Source organism: Sanguibacter gelidistatuariae (genome assembly GCF_900096585.1).
Taxonomy (GTDB): Bacteria; Actinomycetota; Actinomycetes; order Actinomycetales; family Cellulomonadaceae; genus Sanguibacter; species Sanguibacter gelidistatuariae.
This window is the reverse complement of sequence record NZ_FMYH01000002.1, coordinates 313,508-337,668: the sequence shown is the minus strand read 5'-3', so window position 1 is coordinate 337,668 and position 24,161 is coordinate 313,508. Positions and strand designations below refer to the sequence as shown.

35 protein-coding genes are annotated in these 24,161 nt (G+C 64.9%); all 35 read right to left on the bottom strand.

Features of this window, described 5'->3' with window-relative positions; translation table 11 throughout:
• Positions 1 to 87 precede the first annotated feature (87 nt).
• The 35 genes from rplQ to rpsL all read right to left on the bottom strand — a co-directional run bounded on the left by rplQ (position 88) and on the right by rpsL (position 24,098).
• On the bottom strand, positions 88 to 630 hold the full coding sequence (gene rplQ, locus BLQ50_RS06370; protein ID WP_093182160.1) for a 50S ribosomal protein L17: 543 nt from the start codon (positions 628 to 630) through the stop codon (positions 88 to 90).
• Between the two features lie 56 nt (positions 631 to 686).
• Complete coding sequence (locus BLQ50_RS06365) at positions 687 to 1,691, bottom strand: DNA-directed RNA polymerase subunit alpha (protein ID WP_093182158.1); 1,005 nt, start codon at positions 1,689 to 1,691, stop codon at positions 687 to 689.
• 167 nt (positions 1,692 to 1,858) lie between these two features.
• Positions 1,859 to 2,266: a 30S ribosomal protein S11 gene (rpsK, locus tag BLQ50_RS06360; protein WP_093182156.1), complete on the bottom strand. Its 408-nt coding sequence runs from the start codon at positions 2,264 to 2,266 to the stop codon at positions 1,859 to 1,861.
• 96 nt (positions 2,267 to 2,362) lie between these two features.
• On the bottom strand, positions 2,363 to 2,737 hold the full coding sequence (rpsM, locus tag BLQ50_RS06355) for a 30S ribosomal protein S13 (RefSeq protein WP_093182154.1): 375 nt from the start codon (positions 2,735 to 2,737) through the stop codon (positions 2,363 to 2,365).
• A gap of 204 nt (positions 2,738 to 2,941) precedes the next feature.
• Entirely contained in the window at positions 2,942 to 3,055 is a 114-nt protein-coding gene (gene rpmJ / locus BLQ50_RS06350; RefSeq protein WP_018682809.1) for a 50S ribosomal protein L36, read from the bottom strand.
• A gap of 79 nt (positions 3,056 to 3,134) precedes the next feature.
• Positions 3,135 to 3,356 carry a translation initiation factor IF-1 gene (infA, locus tag BLQ50_RS06345; protein WP_024286981.1) on the bottom strand — a complete coding sequence of 74 codons (222 nt, stop codon included), beginning with the start codon at positions 3,354 to 3,356 and terminating at the stop codon, positions 3,135 to 3,137.
• Positions 3,357 to 3,544: 188 nt separating this feature from the next.
• Positions 3,545 to 6,142, bottom strand: a complete 2,598-nt coding sequence (locus tag BLQ50_RS06340; protein WP_175559043.1) for a LuxR C-terminal-related transcriptional regulator — start codon at positions 6,140 to 6,142, stop codon at positions 3,545 to 3,547.
• Between the two features lie 164 nt (positions 6,143 to 6,306).
• Positions 6,307 to 7,137 carry a type I methionyl aminopeptidase gene (gene map / locus BLQ50_RS06335; protein ID WP_093182150.1) on the bottom strand — a complete coding sequence of 277 codons (831 nt, stop codon included), beginning with the start codon at positions 7,135 to 7,137 and terminating at the stop codon, positions 6,307 to 6,309.
• A 9-nt stretch (positions 7,138 to 7,146) separates the two neighbouring features.
• Entirely contained in the window at positions 7,147 to 7,731 is a 585-nt protein-coding gene (locus BLQ50_RS06330) for an adenylate kinase (protein ID WP_093182149.1), read from the bottom strand.
• Positions 7,728 to 9,017: a preprotein translocase subunit SecY gene (gene secY / locus BLQ50_RS06325; protein WP_093182147.1), complete on the bottom strand. Its 1,290-nt coding sequence runs from the start codon at positions 9,015 to 9,017 to the stop codon at positions 7,728 to 7,730. Before secY ends, BLQ50_RS06330 begins: the two co-directional genes overlap by 4 nt.
• A 201-nt stretch (positions 9,018 to 9,218) precedes the next feature.
• The gene (rplO, locus tag BLQ50_RS06320; protein WP_093182605.1) at positions 9,219 to 9,821 is read right to left on the bottom strand and encodes a 50S ribosomal protein L15; all 603 of its coding nucleotides are present in this window, start codon (positions 9,819 to 9,821) and stop codon (positions 9,219 to 9,221) included.
• Positions 9,822 to 9,823: 2 nt separating this feature from the next.
• Positions 9,824 to 10,006, bottom strand: a complete 183-nt coding sequence (gene rpmD / locus BLQ50_RS06315) for a 50S ribosomal protein L30 (protein WP_066464643.1) — start codon at positions 10,004 to 10,006, stop codon at positions 9,824 to 9,826.
• On the bottom strand, positions 10,006 to 10,665 hold the full coding sequence (gene rpsE, locus BLQ50_RS06310; RefSeq protein ID WP_093182146.1) for a 30S ribosomal protein S5: 660 nt from the start codon (positions 10,663 to 10,665) through the stop codon (positions 10,006 to 10,008). The genes rpmD and rpsE overlap by 1 nt, the downstream gene beginning before the upstream one ends.
• Before the next feature lie 37 nt (positions 10,666 to 10,702).
• Entirely contained in the window at positions 10,703 to 11,074 is a 372-nt protein-coding gene (gene rplR, locus BLQ50_RS06305; RefSeq protein ID WP_093182144.1) for a 50S ribosomal protein L18, read from the bottom strand.
• Positions 11,075 to 11,076: 2 nt separating this feature from the next.
• Entirely contained in the window at positions 11,077 to 11,616 is a 540-nt protein-coding gene (gene rplF / locus BLQ50_RS06300) for a 50S ribosomal protein L6 (protein WP_093182143.1), read from the bottom strand.
• A 24-nt stretch (positions 11,617 to 11,640) separates the two neighbouring features.
• On the bottom strand, positions 11,641 to 12,039 hold the full coding sequence (rpsH, locus tag BLQ50_RS06295; RefSeq protein WP_093182141.1) for a 30S ribosomal protein S8: 399 nt from the start codon (positions 12,037 to 12,039) through the stop codon (positions 11,641 to 11,643).
• A 76-nt stretch (positions 12,040 to 12,115) separates the two neighbouring features.
• On the bottom strand, positions 12,116 to 12,301 hold the full coding sequence (locus BLQ50_RS06290; protein ID WP_012867931.1) for a type Z 30S ribosomal protein S14: 186 nt from the start codon (positions 12,299 to 12,301) through the stop codon (positions 12,116 to 12,118).
• 1 nt (position 12,302) lies between these two features.
• The gene (gene rplE, locus BLQ50_RS06285; RefSeq protein ID WP_093182139.1) at positions 12,303 to 12,872 is read right to left on the bottom strand and encodes a 50S ribosomal protein L5; all 570 of its coding nucleotides are present in this window, start codon (positions 12,870 to 12,872) and stop codon (positions 12,303 to 12,305) included.
• Positions 12,872 to 13,222 carry a 50S ribosomal protein L24 gene (gene rplX / locus BLQ50_RS06280; RefSeq protein WP_093182138.1) on the bottom strand — a complete coding sequence of 117 codons (351 nt, stop codon included), beginning with the start codon at positions 13,220 to 13,222 and terminating at the stop codon, positions 12,872 to 12,874. Before rplX ends, rplE begins: the two co-directional genes overlap by 1 nt.
• A gap of 1 nt (position 13,223) precedes the next feature.
• Positions 13,224 to 13,592 carry a 50S ribosomal protein L14 gene (gene rplN, locus BLQ50_RS06275; RefSeq protein ID WP_066464661.1) on the bottom strand — a complete coding sequence of 123 codons (369 nt, stop codon included), beginning with the start codon at positions 13,590 to 13,592 and terminating at the stop codon, positions 13,224 to 13,226.
• A gap of 178 nt (positions 13,593 to 13,770) precedes the next feature.
• A complete protein-coding gene (rpsQ, locus tag BLQ50_RS06270) occupies positions 13,771 to 14,073 on the bottom strand; it encodes a 30S ribosomal protein S17 (RefSeq protein ID WP_093182136.1) in 303 nt (100 codons plus the stop codon).
• 7 nt (positions 14,074 to 14,080) lie between these two features.
• Positions 14,081 to 14,320: a 50S ribosomal protein L29 gene (gene rpmC, locus BLQ50_RS06265; protein ID WP_093182134.1), complete on the bottom strand. Its 240-nt coding sequence runs from the start codon at positions 14,318 to 14,320 to the stop codon at positions 14,081 to 14,083.
• Positions 14,320 to 14,739 (bottom strand): 50S ribosomal protein L16, encoded by a 420-nt coding sequence (gene rplP, locus BLQ50_RS06260; RefSeq protein ID WP_093182132.1) that lies wholly within the window; start codon positions 14,737 to 14,739, stop codon positions 14,320 to 14,322. The genes rpmC and rplP overlap by 1 nt, the downstream gene beginning before the upstream one ends.
• Before the next feature lie 3 nt (positions 14,740 to 14,742).
• Positions 14,743 to 15,573 carry a 30S ribosomal protein S3 gene (gene rpsC / locus BLQ50_RS06255; protein WP_093182131.1) on the bottom strand — a complete coding sequence of 277 codons (831 nt, stop codon included), beginning with the start codon at positions 15,571 to 15,573 and terminating at the stop codon, positions 14,743 to 14,745.
• Entirely contained in the window at positions 15,573 to 15,944 is a 372-nt protein-coding gene (gene rplV / locus BLQ50_RS06250) for a 50S ribosomal protein L22 (protein ID WP_093182129.1), read from the bottom strand. Before rplV ends, rpsC begins: the two co-directional genes overlap by 1 nt.
• Positions 15,945 to 16,004: 60 nt before the next feature.
• Positions 16,005 to 16,286 (bottom strand): 30S ribosomal protein S19, encoded by a 282-nt coding sequence (rpsS, locus tag BLQ50_RS06245; RefSeq protein ID WP_066464673.1) that lies wholly within the window; start codon positions 16,284 to 16,286, stop codon positions 16,005 to 16,007.
• A 12-nt stretch (positions 16,287 to 16,298) separates the two neighbouring features.
• Entirely contained in the window at positions 16,299 to 17,138 is an 840-nt protein-coding gene (gene rplB, locus BLQ50_RS06240; protein WP_093182127.1) for a 50S ribosomal protein L2, read from the bottom strand.
• A 32-nt stretch (positions 17,139 to 17,170) separates the two neighbouring features.
• Entirely contained in the window at positions 17,171 to 17,494 is a 324-nt protein-coding gene (rplW, locus tag BLQ50_RS06235) for a 50S ribosomal protein L23 (protein WP_245700931.1), read from the bottom strand.
• On the bottom strand, positions 17,491 to 18,195 hold the full coding sequence (gene rplD / locus BLQ50_RS06230; protein WP_093182603.1) for a 50S ribosomal protein L4: 705 nt from the start codon (positions 18,193 to 18,195) through the stop codon (positions 17,491 to 17,493). Before rplD ends, rplW begins: the two co-directional genes overlap by 4 nt.
• A 4-nt stretch (positions 18,196 to 18,199) precedes the next feature.
• The gene (rplC, locus tag BLQ50_RS06225) at positions 18,200 to 18,859 is read right to left on the bottom strand and encodes a 50S ribosomal protein L3 (protein WP_093182123.1); all 660 of its coding nucleotides are present in this window, start codon (positions 18,857 to 18,859) and stop codon (positions 18,200 to 18,202) included.
• A 20-nt stretch (positions 18,860 to 18,879) separates the two neighbouring features.
• Positions 18,880 to 19,188, bottom strand: coding sequence for a 30S ribosomal protein S10 (gene rpsJ, locus BLQ50_RS06220; protein WP_093182122.1), 309 nt, complete (start codon positions 19,186 to 19,188; stop codon positions 18,880 to 18,882).
• A gap of 518 nt (positions 19,189 to 19,706) precedes the next feature.
• Positions 19,707 to 20,897 (bottom strand): elongation factor Tu, encoded by a 1,191-nt coding sequence (gene tuf / locus BLQ50_RS06215; protein ID WP_093182120.1) that lies wholly within the window; start codon positions 20,895 to 20,897, stop codon positions 19,707 to 19,709.
• A gap of 133 nt (positions 20,898 to 21,030) precedes the next feature.
• Positions 21,031 to 23,133 (bottom strand): elongation factor G, encoded by a 2,103-nt coding sequence (gene fusA / locus BLQ50_RS06210; protein WP_093182119.1) that lies wholly within the window; start codon positions 23,131 to 23,133, stop codon positions 21,031 to 21,033.
• 118 nt (positions 23,134 to 23,251) lie between these two features.
• Positions 23,252 to 23,722: a 30S ribosomal protein S7 gene (gene rpsG / locus BLQ50_RS06205; protein ID WP_093182118.1), complete on the bottom strand. Its 471-nt coding sequence runs from the start codon at positions 23,720 to 23,722 to the stop codon at positions 23,252 to 23,254.
• Position 23,723: 1 nt separating this feature from the next.
• Positions 23,724 to 24,098, bottom strand: coding sequence for a 30S ribosomal protein S12 (gene rpsL, locus BLQ50_RS06200; protein WP_012867951.1), 375 nt, complete (start codon positions 24,096 to 24,098; stop codon positions 23,724 to 23,726).
• Between the last annotated feature and the right edge of the window lie 63 nt (positions 24,099 to 24,161).

Below are 24,161 nucleotides of genomic sequence, written 5' to 3'. Positions count from 1 at the left end.
ATCGCCTGGGATGCATGAAGGCCCGGACCGAGAGGTGATCTCGGTCCGGGCCTTCATCTGCGGGCGTCGGCCTAGGCCGATCGCTCGTCAGTCCTGCTTGGCGGACTCTTCAGCAGCGACCTCGGTCACGGCCTCGTCGGCGGGTGCCTCGACCGGCGCCTCGACAGCAGCGGCCTTGGGCGCGCTCTTCTTGGCGGCCTTCTCGGCCTCGCGCACAACAGCCTGCTTCGGGCTGACCGGCTCGAGCACGAGCTCGATGACAGCCATGGGGGCGTTGTCGCCCTTGCGGTTGCCGACCTTGGTGATGCGCGTGTAGCCACCCTGGCGGTCAGCCATGGCCGGTGCGATCTCCGTGATCAGACGGTGCAGGATGGTGTTTGCGTCACCCGGCTCGTCGGGACGGCGAGGCGTCTTGTTGTGCACCGTCTTGGCGATCTGACGGATGTTGTGCAGGTCGCCGCGCTTGGCCTTGGAGATCAGGCGCTCGGCCACGGGCTGCAGGCGCTTGGCCCGAGTCTGGGTGGTCGTGATGCGTCCGTGCTCGAAGAGGCTCGTCGCGAGGTTCTTGAGGATGAGGCTCTCGTGCGCCGGGCTACCACCGAGCCGTGCACCCTTGGTGGGGGTAGGCATGTTCTTGCTCCTTTAAGGATTGGTCGAGCTGTCCGGCGTACCGGTCAACCCTGAAGTCAGTTGAACTGCTCGTCGTCCGACTCGTCGCCGTCGTAGTAGTCGGCGGTCGAGGGGTCGAAGTCCAGAGGCGAGTCCTTGAGCGAGAGGCCAAGCTCAGCAAGCTTGTCCTTCACCTCGTTGATCGACTTCGCACCGAAGTTGCGGATGTCGAGCAGGTCTGCCTCGCTGCGTGCGACGAGCTCGCCCACAGCGTGGATGCCCTCACGCTTGAGGCAGTTGTACGAACGGATCGTCAGCTGCAGGTCCTCGATCGGCAGAGCGAGGTCAGCGGCCAGTGCAGCGTCGGTCGGCGACGGGCCGATCTCGATGCCCTCGGCCTCGACGTTGAGCTCACGAGCCAGACCGAACAGCTCAACCAGCGTCTTGCCCGCAGATGCGAGGGCGTCACGCGGGCTGATGGCCTGCTTGGTCTCGACGTCGACGATCAGCTTGTCGAAGTCGGTGCGCTGCTCGACTCGGGTCGCCTCGACCTTGTAGGTGACCTTGAGGACCGGAGAGTAGATCGAGTCGACGGGAACGCGACCGATCTCAGCGTCGAACGACTTGTTCTGCTGGGCGGAGACGTAGCCACGTCCACGCTCGACAGTGAGCTCGATCTCCAGCTTGCCCTTGTCGTTCAGGGTGGCGATGTGCAGGTCAGGGTTGTGCACCTCGACGCCGGCCGGGGGGACGATGTCCGCGGCCGTGACCACTCCGGAGCCCTGCTTGCGCAGGTACATCACGACGGGCTCGTCGTTCTCCGAGGAGACGACGAGGTTCTTGACGTTGAGGATGATCTCCGTGACGTCTTCCTTGACACCCGGAACGGTGGTGAACTCGTGGAGCACACCGTCGATGCGGATGGACGTGACTGCGGCACCGGGGATCGAGGAGAGCAGCGTGCGACGCATCGAGTTGCCGAGCGTGTAGCCGAAGCCGGGCTCGAGGGGCTCGATGGAGAAGCGTGAACGGCTCTCCGAGATGACCTCTTCGGTCAGAGTGGGGCGCTGTGCGATGAGCACTGGTGAATTCCTTTCAGCGTGCGTCCGCTATATGACGCATCGTGTGACCGGCATGACGAAACTTCTTGCCGGGACCTGCAGCAGCACACCCACCGAGCGGGGCCATGCCCACCCCGCACCGAGGCGCGGGGTGGGCAGAACCCGATCGAGCAGGAGATGCGTGGATGTCAGACGCGGCGACGCTTCGGCTGGCGGCAGCCGTTGTGCGCCTGGGGGGTGACGTCCTGGATCGAGCCGACCTCGAGGCCAGCGGCCTGGAGGGAGCGGATCGCGGTCTCACGGCCGGAACCGGGGCCCTTGACGAAGACGTCGACCTTCTTCATACCGTGCTCCTGGGCGCGGCGAGCGGCGGCCTCGGCGGCGAGCTGCGCCGCGAACGGGGTCGACTTACGCGAACCCTTGAAGCCGACCTGGCCGGAGGAGGCCCAGGAGATCACGGCGCCGGACGGATCCGTGATCGAGACGATGGTGTTGTTGAACGTGCTCTTGATGTGCGCCTGGCCGACGGCGATGTTCTTCTTGTCTTTGCGGCGAGGCTTGCGTGCGCTTTGCGCGCCGCGAGTCTTGGGAGGCATGTGCTGTTTTTCTCCTGGATTGAGGTCTTCGGATCGCGGGACGCTCGCCCCGTCGCGCCGTGGGCGCTGCGGAGGGTTCCCGGCGAACTACTGCTGCTAGCGGGCCTTCTTCTTGCCGGCCACGGTGCGCTTCGGGCCCTTGCGGGTGCGAGCGTTGGTCTTGGTGCGCTGTCCGCGGACGGGAAGTCCCTTGCGGTGGCGCAGACCCTCGTAGCAGCCGATCTCAACCTTGCGGCGGATGTCAGCAGCAACCTCACGGCGAAGGTCACCCTCGAGCTTGTAGTTGCCCTCGAGGTAGTCACGCAGCGCGACGAGCTCGGTGTCCCCGAGGTCCTTCACGCGAACGTCCGGGCTGATCCCGGTGGCGCCCAGCGTCTGCTGAGCGCGGGTACGGCCAACGCCGTAGATGTAAGTGAGTGCAACCTCTAGCCGCTTGTCGCGGGGGAGGTCGACACCGATAAGACGTGCCATGTGCCTTCCGGCTCCTGTAGTGCCTTCGGAGGTCTGCCGCATCATCTCTCGCTGTCTGCGAGCCCCGGCCTCCGAGCCGAGGGTTCACGAGCCGTCACGGATCACTCCGCGCGCGGCCCGGTGATGGTGCGCTGGTCGTGCCCATTGAGATCATCTCTCAGGGGCACTGGACATGCTGGTCGAGCTGCGCAGAGCGCTGGGCAATCAGCCCTGGCGCTGCTTGTGACGCAGGTTCTCGCAGATGACCATGACGCGACCGTGCCGGCGAATCACCTTGCACTTGTCGCAGATCTTCTTGACGCTGGGGTTGACCTTCATCGTGGTTCCTCCGCCGCCGCATGACGAGATCCGGACGATAGTGTCCGGAGCGCGCTGGCAGCAGTTGATCGAGTGGTGGTTACTTGTAGCGGTAGACAATCCGGCCACGGGACAAGTCGTACGGGCTCAGCTCAACAACCACCCGGTCCTCAGGGAGGATTCGGATGTAGTGCTGACGCATCTTGCCCGAGATGTGAGCGAGCACTCTGTGACCGTTGGCCAGCTCCACGCGAAACATCGCGTTCGGCAGTGCCTCGACCACGCTGCCCTCGATCTCGATGACACCGTCCTTCTTCGCCATATCCTCCGCTAACTCTCGTGACGAACTACTGCCCACGGTTACCTTGAAACCGGCCGGCCGGAGCCTACAGATCCGAGCTTCCCGTGGATTGGTGGTGGCAGTGCGAGAGCACTAGACACCCAACGAAGCATCCTACGGCATGCAGCGGCGAAGGGAAACCCGGTCCGACTGTGCTGGCTGGGTCGGCCTCACTCGGGTCGCGAGATCAACCCGAGCTCCCAGGCCCGTTCGACCGTCTCCACACTCGAGTGTGTGCCCAGCTTCCGGTAGATGCTGCGCAGGTGGGTCTTGACGGTGTTCGAGGACAGGTAGAGCGAGCGCGCCACACCCGCCAACGAGGCGTTCGTGGCGAGGCTCTCGAGCACCTCCCTCTCACGCTCGCTGAGCTGAGCACTGGCCGTCGGAGCCGGGAACAGCTCAGCCGCATCGGCGAGCCCCTCCCTGTCGAGGATGGCGGCGATCCGTGGCACCTCGGTCGACAGATCCCTCAGAGTCGCCCGCGGAACCTTGAGAAAGGCCCGGAGGAGGCCGGTCGCGAGCGAGATGGCGACGGCTTCCTCGAGCGCAACCGCCGCCTCGTAGCGTCGCCCGCGGGCGTGCTCGGCTCCGGTCAGGATGAGCAGGAAGTCGAGGCGGTTCGCGGGCGCGTAGATCCGAGTCTTGAGCCACCGGGTCGCCACATCGACGGCGCGCGCGAACTCTCCGGAGAAGTACTCCGTGCGAGCCCGGGCCAGCCCAGTGATCTCGTAGCTCTGGGGGAAGCCCGCGATCGCGGTCCGGGCCCGAGAAAAGTGCCCGATCGCGAGGTTCAGGTCGACCGACGCCGCGACGAGCAGCGCCTCCCGCAGCCCCGGCACTCCCCCGTCGACTCTCGCTGCCTCGATCTCTCCCAGGACGCGGAAGTGTGACCCGTCGAACAGTGCCACCTGGGCCCTGATCATCGCTGCGAGGGCCCAGAACTCCCCGGCCTCCTCGGGCACGTCGAAGGCAGCCGCGCCGACCGCTGCCTCGATGTCGATCCGCTCGAGCGCCACGATCCCGCGCACGGTGGCCACGATCTTGTCGGCCGTCGGATCCTGGTCATAGCCGACCGGCGCCCGGGCGGCCGCGGCGAGCCACGCCTCGGCCGGTTCGAGATAGCCGAGCATGGCGCAAGCCAGGGCTGCCCCCACCGAGGCCTCACGCACGATCGCCGGGTGGTGGTGCTCACCGGCGAGCTCGGCGGCCTCCCGGAACGCGCTCAGGGCACCTGGCAGGTCTGCGGCCAGGAGCCGCGTCACCGCCCATTCGTGCAGGACCGGTGCCAGCTCGTCCCGCACGTCGTTGCGCAGGTCTTCCACCTGGAGGAGGACCGCGTCGTGGTCGCGCTCCGCAACCACCCGGGCGGCCATGAAGTCACCCGTCATCCGCAGGATCGCGATCTGGGCCAGGCTCTGCTCCATGGCCTCGGCGACCCCAGGCAGCGCAAACACCTCACGTCGCTCCACGCTGGCCGGTCCGACAGCCGCGAGGTCCAGCACATGGCTGCGGGAATGGTCGGCCGGATCCCCTGCCGGCTTGTGCAACGGGAGCAGGTGGTCGCGGGCGATGACCAGGCGCGCGTGACGCTCAAGCACCTCGCTGGGCATGGCCGCGACGGCAGCCGCGATCTCGTCTGGCGACTCCGCGACGAGCTCGACCCAGAACGCGTCGACAAGCTGGGCCACGTCCTCCCACAGTGATGCCCGGGACAGCAGAGCCAACGCGGTGGCGCTGCGCCCCTGGGCGGTATGGGTCTGCGCGGCTCGGCGCGAGACGACGCGGAACTGGCGAGGGTCCTGGCGGCGCAGGGCGTCCAGGCACGCGTGCCGCACAGCCGGGGCGTAGCGGTAGACGACTGCGTCCTGGAAGCGTTCGGCCATGAGCAGCCCAGACCCGACAAGCAGCTGAAGCGTGGCACCGACATCGCGCAGCCCTGAGCAGAGCTGGGCGGAGGCGGCTGTGAACTCGTCGAGGATCGCGGTCCGCACGATCAAGCGCTGCATCCGCCGGTCTGTCAGCTCGGTCCATACCGACTGCAGGAACGGCTCACCCGCCTGGAGGTCGATCGCGATCCCGCTGCGGCCAGGGTGGGGACTCGCTCCGTTGGTGAGGATCGCCCGGACCAAGGCCGGCCATCCCGCGGTCTCCAGATGGAGCGCCCGCGCGTCGTCCCCCGAGAGCGTGAACCCAAGGCGCTCGGCCAGCTCGTATGTCTCCTGAGCGTCGAGCAGCAGGTCGATGGGACGGATCACGACCGAGTCGATCGTCGCCGCCAGCACGGTCTCCACGCTCGCCACGTCACGCATGCACAGCACGAGGGACAGGCCTGGGAACCGGCGCAGGAGATCGAGGAGGTCGGCCTCGACGCGGGGGTCACGGACCTGGTCGAAGTCGTCGACCACGAGGCAGGTCTCCCCCTGAGAGCTCGCCAGCGCGTGGATCACCTCCGTGCGCCCGGAAGCCCCGTTCTCAGGAAGCTGAAGGAGGCCCGAGCCAACCATGGAGTCCGCAACCAGATCCCACAACGACGGGACCGGGCCGGCGTCGTCGCCGGGAGCCGTGCGGCCGGATACCCACACGACGCTCACCTCGTCGGGGAGCGAGCGGACCCAGTGACTGACCAGGCTCGTCTTGCCGTAGCCGCGCGGGCCACGCACGATCGTCAGCGGCTCTCGACGGTCCAGCAGGCCGATCAGGCTCGCCTTGACGACGAACACAGAGGGGGTGCGCGGCCACCGGGACGCGTGCCCCAGCGCGAGCGTCACAGCCCCACCCCCGACCGTATCCGGTGCCATCACGTCACCCCTGCCCAAGGTCTGCACTTCCCCCGTCGATCGCGCCTCATGGGAACGATCCGAGAATGGGAAGACTACGCGAAGTCTCCTGGACGCGGAGGGTGAAAACCCGCCGCTTGTCAAGCAGCGGCGAGCTAGAACGGGGCAATCTGGACGTTCAGCGCCGCCAAGCGGGCCGCCCCACCGTCGCGGGCGGTAAGCACCCAGATGCCGGCCTCACCGATCGCTACGGTGTGCTCCCAGTGAGCGGCGCGCGACCCGTCACTCGTCACGACCGTCCAGTCGTCCTCACACACCTGGGTGACCTGCTCCCCGCGGGTGATCATCGGCTCGACAGCCAGGCACATGCCCGGCCGGAGCCTCGCACCACGCTCCCGGGTGCGGTAGTTGAGCACGTCGGGCGCCTGGTGCATCTGGGACCCGATGCCGTGACCGACATACTCCTCGACGATCCCGTACCGGGTCCCGTGAGCCGCGCCTGACGCGGCGATCGAGTCCTCGACCGCGTCCGCCACAGCTGAGATCCTCGTGCCGGTCGCGAGCGCCGCGATCCCGGCCCAAAGAGCGTCCTCGGTCGCGCGGACCAGGTCCGCGTCCTGAGCGGATCCGCCCTCCAGGACGAGCGAGAGAGCCGCGTCGCCGTGCCAGCCGTCGACGATCGCCCCGCAGTCGATCGAGACCACGTCGCCCTCCCCCAGCTCGCGGCCGCCCGGGATGCCGTGGATCACCTCGTCGTTGACAGAGATGCAGACCGTAGCCGGGAAGCCCTCGTAGCCGAGGAAAGACGGTACGGCGCCCGCGTCCGCGATGACCTCAGCCGCAATCCGGTCGAGCTCGGCAGTCGTGATCCCCGGCCGGGCAACCTCTTCGAGGACCGACAGCGCCTGAGCCACCACGAGCCCCGCGCGACGCATGAGCAGAACCTGCTCAGGCATCTTGTACTCGATCCGCTCGCGTCCGAACATCGGGGACTGTCAGGCCTTGAGGGCGGCCAGCGCCACCACGAGACGATCGGTCACCTCGGAGACCTCGCCGAGGCCGTCCACCTCGGCCAGAGTGCCACGCTCGGCGTAGAGGCCGGAGATCGGGGCGGTCTGCTCGGCGTAGACGGAGAGCCGGTGACGGATGACCGGTTCGGTGTCGTCGGCGCGTCCCTCGATCTCGGCGCGCTTGAGCAGGCGCTCGGTCACGACGTCGGCGTCGGCCGTGATCTCCAGTGCGCCGTCCAGGGCCAGGCCCAGGTCAGCCAGGATCGCATCGAGCTCGGCTACCTGGGCGACGTTGCGGGGGTACCCGTCGAGGATGAACCCGACCTCACCCGCCGCAGCCTTCGCAGTCAGCTTGTCCCGCACCATGGCGTTGGTGACCTCGTCGGGCACGAGCTCGCCCTTGGCGGTGTATGCCTGGGCCAGCTTGCCAAGTTCGGTCTCCCCCTTGATGTTGGCGCGGAAGATGTCGCCGGTCGAGATGGCTTCGACGCCGAGGCTCTCGGCCAGGCGGGCCGCCTGCGTGCCCTTACCGGCCCCGGGAGGGCCCAGGAGGACCAGTCGTGCGCTCATCGGAGGAACCCTTCGTAGTGGCGCTGCTGCAGCTGAGAGTCGATCTGCTTGACCGTCTCCAGGCCCACGCCGACGATGATGAGGATCGAGGTCCCACCGAAGGGGATGTTCGTGCCGACATCCATGACGATGAACGTGATCGTGGGGATCAGCGCGACGAGCGCGAGGTAGATGGAACCGGCTGAGGTGATCCGGGTGATGACGTAGTCGAGGTACTCAGCCGTGGGGCGGCCGGCCCTGATGCCGGGCACAAATCCGCCGTACTTCTTCATGTTGTCGGCGACCTCGTCCGGGTTGAACGTGATGGCCGTGTAGAAGAAGCAGAAGAACAGGATGAGCACGACGTAGATCGCCAGGTGCAGCGGTGCGCTCGTCGCGACGATGTTGCGCTGGACCCACGCGACCCAGGCGGACTCCGGGCTGGCGAACTGCGCGATCAGGCCAGGCACCGCGAGCAGCGAGGACGCGAAGATCACGGGGATCACGCCGGCCATGTTGATCTTGATCGGGATGTACGTGGTCGAGCCACCGTACATCTTGCGACCGACCATGCGCTTGGCGTACTGGACCGGGATGCGTCGCTGGGACTGCTCGACGAAGACCACGAGGGCGACCACGAGCAGCGTCACGAGGATGACGATCGTGAACTTCTGCGGGCCACCGGCGCCGCCGGCGATCGACCACAGGGCGGGCGGGAAGCTCGCGGCGATCGACGTGAAGATGAGCAAGGACATGCCGTTGCCGATGCCGCGCTCGCTGATGAGCTCACCGAGCCACATGATCAGGCCGGCGCCTGCGGTCATCGTGATGACGATGATCAGCGAGGTCAGGAAGCTCGTGTTGGGGATGACGTCGCACCCGGGCAGCAGCTGTCCGCTGCGGGCCATGGTCACGTACGTCGTCGCCTGCAGCACGGCCAGGCCGACCGTCAGGTACCGGGTGTACTGCGTGAGCTTCGCGGTCCCGGACTGGCCCTCCTTGTGGAGCGCCTCGAAGTGAGGGATCACCACGCGTAGGAGCTGGACGATGATGGACGCCGTGATGTAGGGCATGATGCCCAGCGCGAAGATCGACAGCTGCAGCAGCGCACCGCCGCTGAACAGGTTGACCAGGCCGAGGATGTCGCTCGTGCCCCCGTTGTTGAGGCACTGCTGCACGTTCCCGTAGTCGACGCCCGGTGAGGGAACGAAGGACCCGACACGGAAGAGCGCCATGATCGAGATCGTGAACAGCAGCTTTCGCCGCAGGTCGGGCGTACGGAACGCCCTTGCGAATGCGCTGAGCACCTAGTCCTCCTGGTCCGCCGGAGCGGGATGTCGATACCGGATAACCGGCCGCTGAAGATGGCGTCGGTCGACCGACGCCCACCGAACCTTATCTGCTGTGTTGCAGTTCACGATAATCGGTCCGAAAGTCAGATCACAATCTCACCTGCAGACGCAGACAGGGCCGGTCGCGCGATGCGCGACCGGCCCTGCAGCGGTGTGTCAGTCCTGCGAGACGGAACCACCAGCGGCAAGGATCTTGTCCTTGGCGCTGCTGGAGACCTTGTCCACAGTCACGTCGAGCTTGACCGTGATCTCACCGGTGCCAAGCACCTTGACGAGCTCGCCCTTGCGGACGGCGCCCTTCGCGATAAGACCGTCGACCGTGACCGATCCACCCTCGGGGAAGAGAGCGGACAGCTTCTCCAGGTTGACGACCTGGTACTCGGTGCGGAACGGGTTCTTGAACCCGCGGAGCTTCGGAAGCCGCATGTGCATCGGCGTCTGTCCACCCTCGAACCGCTCGGGAACCTGGTAACGAGCCTTCTGGCCCTTGGTTCCACGTCCGGCGGTCTTACCCTTGGATGCCTCACCACGACCCACACGGGTCTTGGCGGTCTTGGCACCCGGGGCGGGACGCAGGTGGTGAACCTTGACCAGTCCACCGGCTCCGACGTCAGCAGGCTGAGCCTTTGCCGTCTTCGCCTTCGGCGCTGCCTCGGCAGCCGGAGCTGCCTTCGTGGCCGGAGCCTTCTTCGCAGCGGTCTTCTTTACGGGAGCGACAGCCTCAACGGCGACGTCCTTCTTGTCTGATTTCTCAGCCATGATCACTCGACCTCCTCAACGGCGACGAGGTGTGCCACCGTTGCTACCATCCCGCGGATCTCCGGGCGGTCTTCCTTCACGGCGGTGTCGCCGATCCGCTTGAGGCCAAGAGTGCGCAGGGTGTCGCGCTGATTCTGCTTGCCGCCGATACCGGACTTGAGCTGGGTCACCTTGAGACGGGCCATCATGCACCTGCCCCAGCTGCCGCAGCACGACCGGCTGCCTGTGCACGGAGCAGCGCCGCCGGGGCGACGTGCTCGAGCGGCAACCCGCGACGAGCTGCAACTGCCTCAGGCAGCTCCAGTCCGCGCAGTGCTGCCACCGTGGCGTGCACGATGTTGATCGCGTTGGTGGAACCAAGCGACTTCGACAGGACGTCGTGGATACCAGCGCACTCGAGCACTGCGCGAACCGGACCACCGGCGATAACGCCGGTACCGGGTGCCGCAGGGCGCAGGAAGACCACGCCGGCTGCTGCTTCACCAGTGATGGGGTGCGGGATGGTGCCCTGGATGCGAGGAACCTTGAAGAAGCTCTTCTTGGCCTCCTCGACACCCTTGGCGATCGCCGCAGGAACTTCCTTCGCCTTGCCGTAGCCGACGCCGACAGTTCCGTCGCCGTCTCCGACCACGACGAGCGCGGTGAAGCTGAAGCGACGGCCACCCTTGACGACCTTGGAAACGCGGTTGATCGTCACGACACGCTCGACGAAGGCGCTCTTCTCGGGCGCCTCCCGCCGACCGTCTCCGCGGCCTCCGCCACGACGGTCGTTACGACGATCGTTCTGCTCAGTGGTGGCGCCGCCCGTGGGGGCGCCGGTGGTGCTGCGCTGCCCTGCAGCCATCAGAGAGTCCTTTGCTTCGATGCGGAAGTGGTTCGCGTCACAGGGAAAGACCGCCTTCGCGGGCTCCGTCAGCGACTGCTGCCACTCGGCCGTGGTACTTGTTACCCCCGCGGTCGAACACGACCGCCGAGACGCCGATTGCCTTCGCACGTTCTGCAACGAGCTCGCCAATCTTGCGTGCCTTGGCGGTCTTGTCACCGTCGAATGCACGCAGGTCGGCCTCAAGGGTCGACGCTGATGCGATGGTCTTGCCGATGGTGTCATCGACGACCTGAGCGGTCATGTGGCGAGCGGAACGCGTAACCACCAGGCGCGGCTGAGCAGGCGTGCCTGAGACCTTCTTGCGCAGGCGAAGGTGACGGCGCTTACGCGCGACAGCCTTTCCTTTGCCCATGATCTTGAGAGCCATGGTTACTTACCAGCCTTTCCGGCCTTGCGGCGGACGATCTCGCCGGCGTAACGCACGCCCTTGCCCTTGTAAGGCTCAGGCTTGCGGATCTTGCGGATGTTCGCAGCGACCTCACCGACCTGCTGCTTGTCGATGCCCTGGACCGAGAACTTGGTCGGTGCCTCGACAGCAAAGGTGATGCCCTCGGGTGCCGGGATGACAACCGGGTGGCTGAAGCCGAGCGCGAACTCCAGCTCGGAGCCCTTCGCCGTGACGCGGTAACCAGTACCGACGATCTCGAGCTTCTTCTCGTAGCCGTCCGTCACACCAGTGATCATGTTGGCGAGCAGCGTACGAGTGAGGCCGTGCAGTGCACGTGAGGTGCGTTCGTCGTTGGGGCGGGTGACTACAAGAGCACCATCCTCAGCGTGAGCGACCTCGATAGGGGCGGGGATGACGTGCTCAAGAGACCCCTTGGGGCCCTTGATCGTCACGAGTGCGCCACTGATGGTGATGTCCACTCCGGAGGGAACCGGGACGGGGACTTTGCCGATACGGGACATGGCTATCTCCTCTCCGTCTTCCGATTACCAGACGTAGGCGAGGACTTCCCCACCCACGCCCTTCTTTGCGGCCTGCCGGTCGGTCAGGAGGCCTGAGGACGTGGACAAGATAGCCACTCCCAGTCCGCCGAGAACCTTGGGCAAGTTCGTGGACTTTGCGTATACACGCAGGCCAGGCTTGGAGATGCGGCGGATACCGACGAGCGAACGCTCGCGGTTCTGGCCGAACTTCAGCTGGAGGGTGAGGTACTTGCCCACGGGCGCGTCCTCAACGGTCCAGCCAGAGATGTATCCCTCAGCCTGCAAAATCTCAGCAATGTGCGACTTCAGCTTTGAGAACGGCATCTGAACCGTCTCGTGGTAAGCCGAGTTCGCGTTACGCAGACGCGTAAGCATGTCTGCGATCGGGTCGGTCATCGTCATTGGGCTTCTGCCCTTCCTCGACGGGGTATCCAGCTCGTGTCGTCAGACGACACGGTCGGGACCTTCGACGTAGTTGTTACCAGCTGCTCTTTGTGACGCCGGGAAGCTCGCCGCGGTGCGCCATCTCGCGCACGCAGATACGGCAGAGTCCGAACTTGCGGTAGACAGAGTGCGGGCGACCGCACTTCTGGCACCGGGTGTAGGCGCGCACCGCGAACTTAGGCTTTGCGGCTGCCTTGTTGACCAGGGCCTTCTTCGCCATGTCAGTTCTCCTTGAAGGGGAAGCCGAGACGCTTCAGAAGCGAACGGCCCTCAGCGTCGGTGGTTGCGGAGGTCACGACGGTGATGTCCATACCACGAACGCGGTCGACCTTGTCGGGGTCGATCTCGTGGAACATCGCCTGCTCGGTCAGACCGAAGGTGTAGTTGCCGTGACCATCGAACTGCTTGGGCGAGAGTCCGCGGAAGTCACGGATACGCGGCAGCGCGATCGACAGGAGCCGGTCAGCGAACTCCCACATACGGTCGCCACGCAGCGTGACGTGGGCGCCGATGGGCATACCCTCACGCAGCTTGAACTGGGCGATCGACTTGCGGGCCTTCGTGACCTGCGGCTTCTGACCGGTGATCGCGGTGAGGTCGCGGATAGCGCCCTCGATCAGCTTGGAGTCCTTGGCTGCGTCACCAACACCCATGTTGACCACGATCTTGGTCAGGCCGGCAACCTGGTTGATGTTCTCGTGAGAGAACTCTTCGCGCAGGCCGGGGATGATCTCCTCGGCGTAGCGGGCCTTGAGGCGAGGCTGTGCCTTCGCGTACGTCTCAGTGCTCATCAGATGTCCTTCTCGGCGTCGCCGTGGCCACGGGTCACGCGAACGCGAACCGTACGAGTACGGCCATCGCGCTCGACCTGCTCGGTGCGGACACCGAGACGCTTGGCGCGCTTAGCCTCAGCATCGTAGAACGCCACGTTGCTGACGTGGATCGCGGCCTCAACGGTCTCGATCCCGCCCGTGGTGGTCCCCCGCTGGGTCTGACCGACCTTGACGTGCTTGGTGACGCGCATGACGCCTTCGACGATGACACGGTCAGAGTCCGTGAGCACCGACAGGACGCGGCCCGTCTTACCCTTGTCGCGACCGGCGATGACAATCACCGTGTCGCCCTTCTTGATCTTCGCCATATCAGAGCACCTCCATAGCCAACGAGATGATCTTCATGAACTTCTTGTCGCGCAGCTCGCGGCCAACCGGGCCGAAGATGCGGGTTCCACGAGGCTCGCCGTCATTCTTGAGAATGACCGCCGCGTTCTCGTCGAACTTGATGTAGGAACCGTCGGGACGACGGCGCTCCTTGGTGGTCCGAACGATGACAGCCTTGACCACATCGCCCTTCTTCACGTTGCCGCCTGGGATCGCGTCCTTGACTGTTGCGACAATGACGTCGCCGATTCCGGCGTAGCGACGGCCCGACCCACCGAGAACGCGGATGCAGAGAATTTCCTTGGCACCCGTGTTGTCGGCGACCCGAAGTCGCGACTCCTGCTGGATCATGTAATGAACTCCTGTCGTCGAGCTGGTTCTCGCCTGTGCGAGCCTTGCCGAACGGATAGCTGTCAAGCACTGTAGTAGCTGCTCTCACCCCTGCGGGGCGGACCATGTTCCCACGGATCCGCCCCTCAGGTCGTGCGAGCTCTACTTCCAAGTGCTGGTACTTCTTGGCGTGCAGGTACTACTTGGCCTTCTCGAGGATCTCCACCAGTCGCCACCGCTTGGTAGCGGACAGCGGGCGGGTCTCCATGATGAGGACGAGGTCGCCGGTGCCAGCAGAGTTCTGCTCGTCGTGCGCCTTGACCTTACTCGTACGTCGGATCACCTTACCGTAGAGCGGGTGCTTGACCCGATCTTCGACCTCGATGACGATCGTCTTGTCCATCTTGTCACTGACAACGTAGCCGCGCCGCGTCTTGCGGTTCGCCCGGTTGGCGGTGACGTCCTGCTCTGCAGCTGCCTCAGCAGTTGTCTTGTCGCTCATGTCAGCCTCACTCACTCACGCTCGGTGCGGTACGGATGCCGAGCTCGCGCTCACGCAGGATCGTGTAGATCCGCGCGATGTCACGACGAACAGCCTTGAGCCGACCGTGGCTCTCCAGCTGGCCGGTGGCCGACTGGAAGCGGAGGTTGAAGAGCTCCTTCTTCGCCTTCTCGAGTTCGGCGACGAGCTTCTCGTCGTCGAACCCGTCCAGCTCACTGGGAGCCAGGTCCTTGGTTCCGAAAGCCATCAGCTGCCACCACCCTCGCGCACCACGAAACGGCACTTCATCGGGAGCTTGTGGATTGCGCGACGCATAGCCTCCCGAGCCAGGGGCTCCGGAACACCGGCGAGCTCGAAAACGATTCGACCGGGCTTGACGTTGGCGATCCACCACTCGGGGGAACCCTTACCTGAACCCATTCGGGTCTCCGCCGGCTTCTTGGTCAGCGGACGGTCAGGGTAGATGTTGATCCAGACCTTGCCACCACGCTTGATGTGGCGGGTCATGGCGATACGAGCAGCTTCGATCTGACGGTTCGTCACGTATGCAGGCTCAAGAGCCTGGATGCCGTACTCGCCGAAAGCGATCGTGGTGCCACCCGTTGCGGCGCCGGAGCGCCCGGGGTGGTGCTGCTTGCGGTGCTTGAGCCTGCGCGGGATAAGCATCGCTCAGGCCTCCGTTCCGGACTCAGCGACCGGTGCGGCTTCTGCAGCTGCAGGAGCCGGCTCGGCCTGGGCGGGCGCCTCGGCGGAAGCCGGACGCTCGTTCCGACGACCGCCGCGAGCCGGACGCTCGCCACCACGCGGTGCGCCGCGGGGCGCACGAGGCGCCTGCGTCGCCTGCTGTGCGGCGAACTCCTTCTCGGTCATGTCGCCCTTGTAGATCCACACCTTGACGCCGATACGGCCGAAGGAGGTGCGTGCCTCGAAGAACCCATAGTCGATGTTCGCGCGGAGCGTGTGCAGGGGCACACGGCCTTCGCGGTAGAACTCGCTACGGCTCATCTCGGCGCCGCCGAGGCGACCGGAGCACTGGACACGGATGCCCTTGGCTCCGGCGCGCTGAGCGGACTGCATGCCCTTGCGCATGGCGCGTCGGAAGGACACGCGGCTAGCGAGCTGCTCGGCGATCCCCTGGGCCACGAGCTGAGCATCGATCTCAGCGTTCTTCACCTCGAGGATGTTGAGCTGAACCTGCTTGCCGGTGAGCTTCTCAAGCTCGCCGCGGATGCGGTCTGCCTCGGCGCCACGACGACCGATCACGATGCCCGGACGGGCCGTGTAGATGTCGACGCGGACGCGGTCGCGGGTGCGCTCGATCTCAACCTTCGAGATTCCAGCGCGCTCGAGGCCGGTGCCCATGAGCTTGCGGATCTGGACGTCCTCGCGGACGTAGTCACGGTAGCGCTGACCGACCTTCGTGCTGTCGGCGAACCAACGCGAACGGTGGTCGGTGGTGATCCCGAGACGGTACCCGGTAGGGTGAACCTTCTGTCCCACTATCGGGCCCTTCCCTTCGTGTCTTCGCGCGGAGCGACGACCACAGTGATGTGGCTCGTCCGCTTGAGGATCTGGCTGGCTCGCCCCTGCGCACGGGGACGGAACCTCTTGAGGGTTGGTCCCTCGTCGATGAACGCCTCAGAGATGAAGAGCTGGTGCTCATCAAATGCGACACTCGCACGGTCCGCCTTGACCCGTGCGTTCGCGATCGCGCTCTGCACGACCTTGAGGATCGGCTCGCTCGCCGTTTGCGGTGCAAACTTCAGCACCGCGACGGCCTCAGTTGCCTGCTTGCCACGGATAAGATCCACGACGCGCCGGGCCTTCTGAGGCGTGACACGGACGAACCGTGCCTGCGCCTTGGCTTCCATTGCTGTCCTGCCTTCTTGTCTCGTCATGACCAAGAGGTCCTGTCGCTACTGACCCGCGGGTCAGCGGCGACGACCCTTCTTGTCGTCTTTCACGTGGCCACGGAACGTACGCGTCGGCGAGAACTCGCCGAGCTTGTGTCCGACCATCGATTCGGTGACGAACACCGGGGTGTGCTTACGACCGTCGTGCACGGCAAAAGTGTGACCGAGGAAGTCGGGCGTGATGACCGACCGACGGGACCATGTCTTGATGACGTTCTTGGTCCCCTTCTCGTTCTGGACGTCCACCTTCTTCTGGAGGTGTCCATCGACGAAGGGGCCCTTCTTCAGGCTGCGTGGCATGTCAGGCTCCTATCAACGCTTCTTGTTGCCGGAACGACGGCGACGAACGATCAGCTTGTCGCTCGCCTTGTTGGGACGACGGGTACGGCCTTCGGCCTGTCCCCACGGGCTGACGGGGTGACGTCCACCGGACGTCTTTCCCTCACCACCACCGTGCGGGTGGTCGACCGGGTTCATGGCGACACCACGGACGGTCGGGCGCTTGCCCTTCCAACGCATGCGGCCGGCCTTGCCCCAGTTGATGTTGGACTGCTCGGCGTTGCCCACCTCGCCGACCGTGGCGCGGCAGCGCAGGTCGACGTTGCGGATCTCACCGGACGGCATACGCAGCTGGGCGAATGCGCCGTCCTTGGCGACGAGCTGAACAGAGACACCAGCCGAACGTGCGATCTTCGCGCCGCCACCGGGCTTGAGCTCGATGGCGTGGATGACCGTACCGGTCGGGATGTTGCGAAGAGGCAGGTTGTTGCCGGGCTTGATGTCAGCCCCGGCGCCGTTCTCGATCGAGTCACCCTGGTGCAGCTTGTTCGGTGCAATGATGTAGCGCTTCTCGCCGTCTGCGTAGTGCAGCAGCGCGATGCGGGCGGTCCGGTTCGGGTCGTACTCGATGTGAGCGACCTTGGCGGGCACGCCGTCCTTGTCGTGGCGACGGAAGTCGATGACGCGGTACGCACGCTTGTGTCCACCACCCTTGTGACGGGTGGTGATCCGACCGGAGCTGTTACGCCCACCGGTCTTGTGGAGCGGACGGATAAGCGACTTCTCCGGCTCCGAGCGCGTGATCTCGACGAAGTCGGCCACGCTGGCGCCGCGGCGTCCGGGCGTAGTCGGCTTGTACTTACGGATTCCCATGGGGATCTATCCTCAATCTGCTCTCGGCCGGCTCAGCCGACTGGTCCACCGAACATGTCAATCGAACCCTCACGGAGGGAGACGATTGCACGCTTGGTGTCCTTGCGCTTGCCGATACCGAAACGGGTCCGCCTGGTCTTACCCTTGCGGTTGATCGTGTTGACGGAGGAGACCTTGACGTCGAAGATCTTCTCGATCGCGATCTTGATCTCTGTCTTGTTCGCCCGCGGGTCGACGAGGAAGGTGTACTTACCCTCGTCGAGCAGGCCATAGCTCTTCTCAGAGAGAACCGGTGCGATCACGATGTCGCGCGGGTTCTTCTGAACAGCTGGCGTCGAAGTCACTGGAGTAGTCACTTGGCGTCCTCCTTCACGAGCTCAGCCAACTCGGACTCGGTCGCCACGGCCTTGGCCGAAGCGCCCTTGGCGGGGCCCGCGAGGAATGCAGCGAGTGCACCCTGCGTGAAGACCACGTCGTCGGAGACGAGCACGTCGTAGGTGTTGAGCTGGTCGGCAACCAGAAGGTGGACCTGCTCAGCATTCTGAAGAGACTTCACAGTCACGTCGTCGCCGCGCTCGAGAATGACGAGCACGTGCTTACGGGGTGAGAGGTTCGCGAGCGAGTTGATCGCCTGCTTGGTCGACGGCGAGCCATCGATCCCGAATCCCGTCACAACGTGGATGCGGCCGGCACGTGCCCGGTCAGAGAGGGCACCGCGCAGGGCGGCAACCTTCATCTTCTTGGGGGTGCGCTGGCTGTAGTCGCGCGGCTTGGGGCCGTGAACGACTCCACCACCGGCGAACTGAGGTGCACGGATCGAGCCCTGACGAGCCCGGCCGGTGCCCTTCTGCTTGTACGGCTTGCGTCCACCACCGCGGACTTCACCGCGGGTCTTGGTGCTGTGCGTACCCTGACGGGCTGCAGCAAGCTGCGCGACAACGACCTGGTGGATCAATGGAATATTCGTCTGGACGTCGAACACCTCGGCGGGAAGCTCGGCAGTGCCGGCCTTCTTGCCTGTGGCGTCGATGACGTCGACAGTCAGCGTTTCAGACATGCTGTCACGCACCCTTCGCGGCACTACGCACGAGGACGACGCCACCCCTGGGGCCCGGAACGGCGCCCTTGACGAGCAGCAGTCCCTTCGCAGCGTCGACCGCGTAAACGGTCAGGTTCTGGGTGGTCTGACGGTCAACGCCCATCCGACCGGCCATCCGCATGCCCTTGAACACTCGCGACGGGGTTGAAGCCCCACCGATCGAGCCAGGCTTGCGGTGGTTCTTGTGTGCACCGTGGGAGGCACCGACGCCGTGGAAGCCGTGACGCTTCATGACACCGGCGAAGCCCTTGCCCTTGGTGGTTCCGATGACGTCCACGAGGCTGCCGGCCACGAAGGCGTCGGCCGTGATCTCCTGGCCGAGCGCAAACTCGCCAGCGTCGGACGTACGGATTTCGGTCACGTGACGGCGCGGGGTGACCCCGGCCTTCTCGAAGTGACCCTTGAGAGGCTGCGACACCTTGCGCGGGTCGATCTGCCCGTACGCGAGCTGGACGGCTGCATAGCCGTCGACCTCTGCGGAGCGGATCTGGGTCACCACGTTGGTGCCGACCTCGACCACAGTCACGGGAACGAGAAGTCCTGCTTCGTTCCAGACCTGAGTCATACCGAGCTTGGTTCCGAGTACGGCCGTGACGGGCCGCTCGTTCTGCTGGGTAGCCATGTGTATGTCCTCCCCCAGTCTCAGAGCTTGATCTCGATGTTCACGTCCGCGGGCAGGTCGAGTCGCATGAGCGAGTCAACTGCCTTCGGCGTGGGATCGATGATGTCGATGAGCCGCTTGTGCGTGCGCATTTCAAAGTGCTCGCGGCTGTCCTTGTACTTGTGAGGCGACCTGATGACGCAGAAAATGTTCTTCTCCGTCGGCAACGGCACCGGGCCCACGACCGTCGCACCAGCGCGTGTCACCGTGTCGACGATCTTGCGCGCCGAGCTGTCGATGACCTCGTGGTCGTAGGACTTGAGCCGGATGCGGATCTTCTGTCCCGCCATGGCGTCGTCTGACTCTTTCTCTCGAACTGTCCGACCCCCGCGCTCGGGCGTGTCGCTATGCGTGACACGTCTCTGCGCTGCACCACTCTGTGGTGCGGAGTCGTTGGATATGCGATGCGAACCGCGTACGTGGGCGTAGATGCCCGACGACGCAGAACAACGTCACAACGTCTTCTCGCCTGTGCTGAACCGATGGTCCCGCGGTGCCTCGATCTGATGTCTCACAGAGAGTTCAACACACGGAACGACCCCCCTCGAGGGGCCCGATGTTCAACACACTGTTCGAAATGAGAATGAGCGCGCCTGCAACAGGCAACCTGGATAGTCTGCCACGCCTCGGCCACAAAAGCCAGCCGCGCGTGGAGGATGTCTCCGGTCCCTTAGGTTACCGCATCCTGGCCCCACGCCGAACATCGCGTCGGACACAGCCCCGCGACGCCGGCTCCGGACGCACGAGGGCCCGGTGACCGTGTGGTCACCGGGCCCTCGTGCGCGAGCTGGATCAGCTAGTCAGAAAATCACTTGACGATCTTCGTGACCTGACCCGATCCAACGGTGCGGCCACCCTCACGGATAGCGAAGCCGAGGCCCTCTTCCATGGCGATCGGCTGGATGAGCTCGACCGACATCTCGGTGTTGTCACCAGGCATGACCATCTCGGTGCCCTCGGGCAGCGTGATGACGCCGGTGACGTCCGTGGTGCGGAAGTAGAACTGCGGGCGGTAGTTGGAGTAGAACGGGTTGTGACGCCCGCCCTCGTCCTTGCCCAGGATGTAGACGCGAGCCTCGAAGTTCGTGTGAGGCGTGATCGAGCCGGGCTTGACGACAACCTGGCCGCGCTCGACGTCTTCACGCTTGATGCCACGAAGGAGGAGACCGGTGTTGTCGCCGGCCTGAGCCTCGTCCATCGACTTGTGGAAGGTCTCGATGCCCGTGACGGTCGTCTTCTGCGCGGGGCGGATTCCGACGATCTCGACCTCAGAGTTGAGCGCAAGACGCCCACGGTCGACCTTGCCGGTGACGACGGTTCCACGACCGGTGATCGTGAAGACGTCCTCGATCGGCATCAGGAAGGGCTTGTCGAGGTCGCGGACGGGGTCCGGGACGTTCTCGTCAACAGCGTCCATGAGGTCCGAGACGGACTGAACCCAGACGGGGTCGCCCTCGAGAGCCTTGAGGCCGGAGACGCGCATGACGGGAGCGTTGTCGCCGTCGAAGCCCTGTGCGGAGAGGAGCTCGCGCACCTCCATCTCGACGAGCTCGAGGATCTCCTCGTCGTCAACCATGTCGGACTTGTTCAGCGCGACCATCAGGTAGGGGACACCAACCTGGCGGGCGAGCAGAACGTGCTCGCGGGTCTGAGCCATCGGACCATCGGTCGCGGCGACGACGAGGATAGCGCCGTCCATCTGCGCGGCACCGGTGATCATGTTCTTGATGTAGTCAGCGTGGCCGGGAGCGTCGACGTGCGCGTAGTGACGCTTCTCGGTCTCGTACTCGATGTGCGCGATGTTGATCGTGATACCGCGCTGCTTCTCTTCCGGCGCCTTGTCGATCTCGTCGAACTTGAACTCAGGGTTCACGTCCGGGTACTTGTCGTGCAGCACCTTCGAGATCGCTGCCGTCAGCGTCGTCTTACCGTGGTCGACGTGACCGATGGTACCGATGTTGACGTGGGGCTTGTTCCGCTCAAACTTGGCCTTAGCCACTGGGGGTCCTCCTGGGACTTTGGGTAGTTGTGCCGAACGATGCAGTTCCTCCCCCTCGCGAGAGAGGAGCTGCGGGGCGTGCGGGTCGCTACAGGTTGATGGTGTTGATACTACAGTTCGACCTGTTGGGGACTCACTCGCCCCGGGTCTTCTTGATGATTTCTTCGGCAACGTTCCGAGGAACCTCGGAGTAGCTGTCGAACTGCATCGAGTACACTGCACGACCCTGGGTCTTGGACCGCAGATCGCCGATGTACCCGAACATCTCGGAAAGAGGCACGGTTGCCTGGATGACCTTCACGCCGGTTGCGTCTTCCATGGCCTGGATCATGCCACGGCGTGAGTTGATGTCGCCGATCACGTCGCCCATGTATTCCTCAGGGGTACGCACCTCGACTGCCATGACCGGTTCGAGCAGAACCGGGTCCGCCTGCCGGACGCCCTCTTTGAGGATCATCGAGCCGGCAATCTTGAACGCCATCTCCGAGGAGTCGACGTCGTGGTAGGCGCCATCGAGCAGGATCGCCTTGATCCCGACCAGCGGGAAGCCGGCGAGCACGCCGAGCTGCATCGCGGACTGGATACCGGCGTCGATGCTCGGGATGTACTCACGAGGGATACGTCCACCCGTGACCTTGTTCTCGAAGACGTAGAGCTCTTCGCCCGACGGGTCGAGAGGCTCGAAGGACATCTGCACCTTGGCGAACTGGCCAGATCCACCGGTCTGCTTCTTGTGCGTGTAGTCGATCTTGGGGACGATGCGGCGGATCGTCTCACGGTAGGCGACCTGGGGCTTGCCCACGTTCGCCTCGACGTGGAACTCGCGACGCATGCGGTCCACGAGGATGTCCAGGTGCAGCTCGCCCATTCCGGCGATGACAGTCTGGCCGGTGTCCTCGTTGAGGGAGACCTGGAAGGTCGGGTCCTCGTCGGAGAGCTTCTGGATGGCGATCGAGAGCTTCTCCTGGTCGCCCTTCGTCTTCGGCTCGATGGCGACGGAGATGACGGGGTCGGGGAAGGTCATCGACTCGAGAACCAGCGGGTTCGCCAGGTCGCAGAGGGTGTCACCGGTCGTGACGTCCTTGAGCCCGATGAAGGCGTAGATGTGACCCGCGGTCGCGCTCTCGACCGGGTTCTCCTTGTTGGAGTGCATCTGGAACAGCTTTCCGATGCGCTCCTTCTTGCCCTTCGTCGCATTGAGCACCTGGGCGCCCTGGCTGACGTGGCCGGAGTACACGCGGACGTAGGTCAGGCGACCGAAGAACGGGTGCGTGGCGACCTTGAACGCGAGAGCCGAGAAGGGCTCGTCGGCGCTGGGGTGGCGCACGACGATCTTCTCTTCGTCGCGAACGTCGTGGCCCTCGATGGCGGGCACGTCGAGCGGCGTCGGCAGGTAGTCGATGACAGCGTCGAGCATGGGCTGGACGCCCTTGTTCTTGAACGCCGAGCCGCACAGGACCGGGTAGCCCTCGGACCGGATCGTCAGCTGGCGGATGCCGGCCTTGAGCTCGGCGACCGTGAACTCTTCACCGGAGAGGTACTTCTCCATGAGCTCGTCGTTCGCCTCGGCGACGGCCTCGATGAGCTCTGCGCGGTACTGCGCGGCCTTCTCGACGAGGTCGGCCGGGATCTCTTCGACTGCGTAAGCCTCACCCAGAGCGGTCTCGCCGTGCCAGACGAGGGCCTTCTGCTCGACGAGGTCGACAACACCGATGAAGTCGCCCTCGGAGCCGATCGGCAGCTGGATGACGAGCGGCTTCGCCTTGAGGCGGTTGATGATCGTGGAGACGGTGAAGTAGAAGTCCGCGCCCAGCTTGTCCATCTTGTTGACGAAGCAGATGCGGGGGACGTCGTACTTGTCGGCCTGGCGCCAGACGGTCTCGGACTGAGGCTCGACACCTTCCTTGCCGTCGAAGACCGCGACCGCGCCATCGAGGACGCGCAGCGAACGCTCGACCTCGACCGTGAAGTCGACGTGGCCGGGAGTGTCGATGATGTTGATCTGGTTCTCGTGCCAGTAGCAGGTCGTCGCGGCCGACGTGATCGTGATGCCGCGCTCCTGCTCCTGCTCCATCCAGTCCATCGTTGACGCGCCGTCGTGCGTCTCACCGATCTTGTAGTTGACCCCGGTGTAGAACAGGATCCGCTCGGTGGTAGTCGTCTTTCCGGCATCGATGTGGGCCATGATGCCGATGTTGCGGACCTTGTTCAGGTCGGTCAGCACGTCAAGTGCCACGGTGGTTTACCTCTTACTGATGAGTGGATGGAGCACGAAGAACAGCAGTGACGCAACCCGTGCGTCGAAAGATGAGGAGGTGCCCCGGGGAAACCGCCCCCGGGGCACCCAGCCTTCACTACCAGCGGTAGTGAGCGAATGCCTTGTTCGACTCGGCCATCTTGTGGATGTCCTCGCGACGCTTGACCGCGGCACCCAGGCCGTTGCTCGCGTCGAGGATCTCGTTCATGAGGCGCTCGGTCATCGTCTTCTCGCGACGAGCACGCGAGTAGTCGGTGAGCCAGCGCAGCGCGAGCGTCGTCGCCCGCACCGGGCGAACCTCGACGGGGACCTGGTAGGTCGCTCCACCAACACGGCGTGAACGAACCTCGAGGGCGGGGCGGAGGTTCTCGAGCGCGCGCTTGAGCACGACGACGGGGTCACCCGAGGTCTTCTCGCGAACACCTTCGAGGGCGCCGTAGACGATCGCTTCCGCGGTCGACTTCTTGCCGTCGAGAAGAACCTTGTTGATCAGTTGCGTGACGACCGGCGATCCGTAGACCGGGTCGACGATAAGTGGCCGCTTCGGGGCCGGACCCTTACGAGGCATCTCAGCTCTTCTCCTTCTTCGCGCCATAACGGCTGCGAGCCTGCTTGCGGTTCTTGACACCCTGGGTGTCGAGCGCGCCGCGAATGACCTTGTAACGCACACCGGGGAGGTCCTTCACACGACCGCCGCGAACGAGCACGATCGAGTGCTCCTGGAGGTTGTGGCCGACGCCGGGGATGTAGGCGGTGACCTCAACGCCACTGGAGAGCTTCACGCGAGCAACCTTGCGGAGCGCGGAGTTCGGCTTCTTCGGGGTGGTGGTGTAAACGCGGGTGCACACACCGCGACGCTGAGGGGAGCCCTTGAGGGCCGGCGTCTTGGACTTTGAGACCTTTGATGTCCGCCCCTTGCGGACGAGCTGCTGAATCGTGGGCACTGCGTCTCCGTGTCTACTCGAGCCCGCCAAGAAGTTCTCGACGACGGCTACTGGTATGTATTG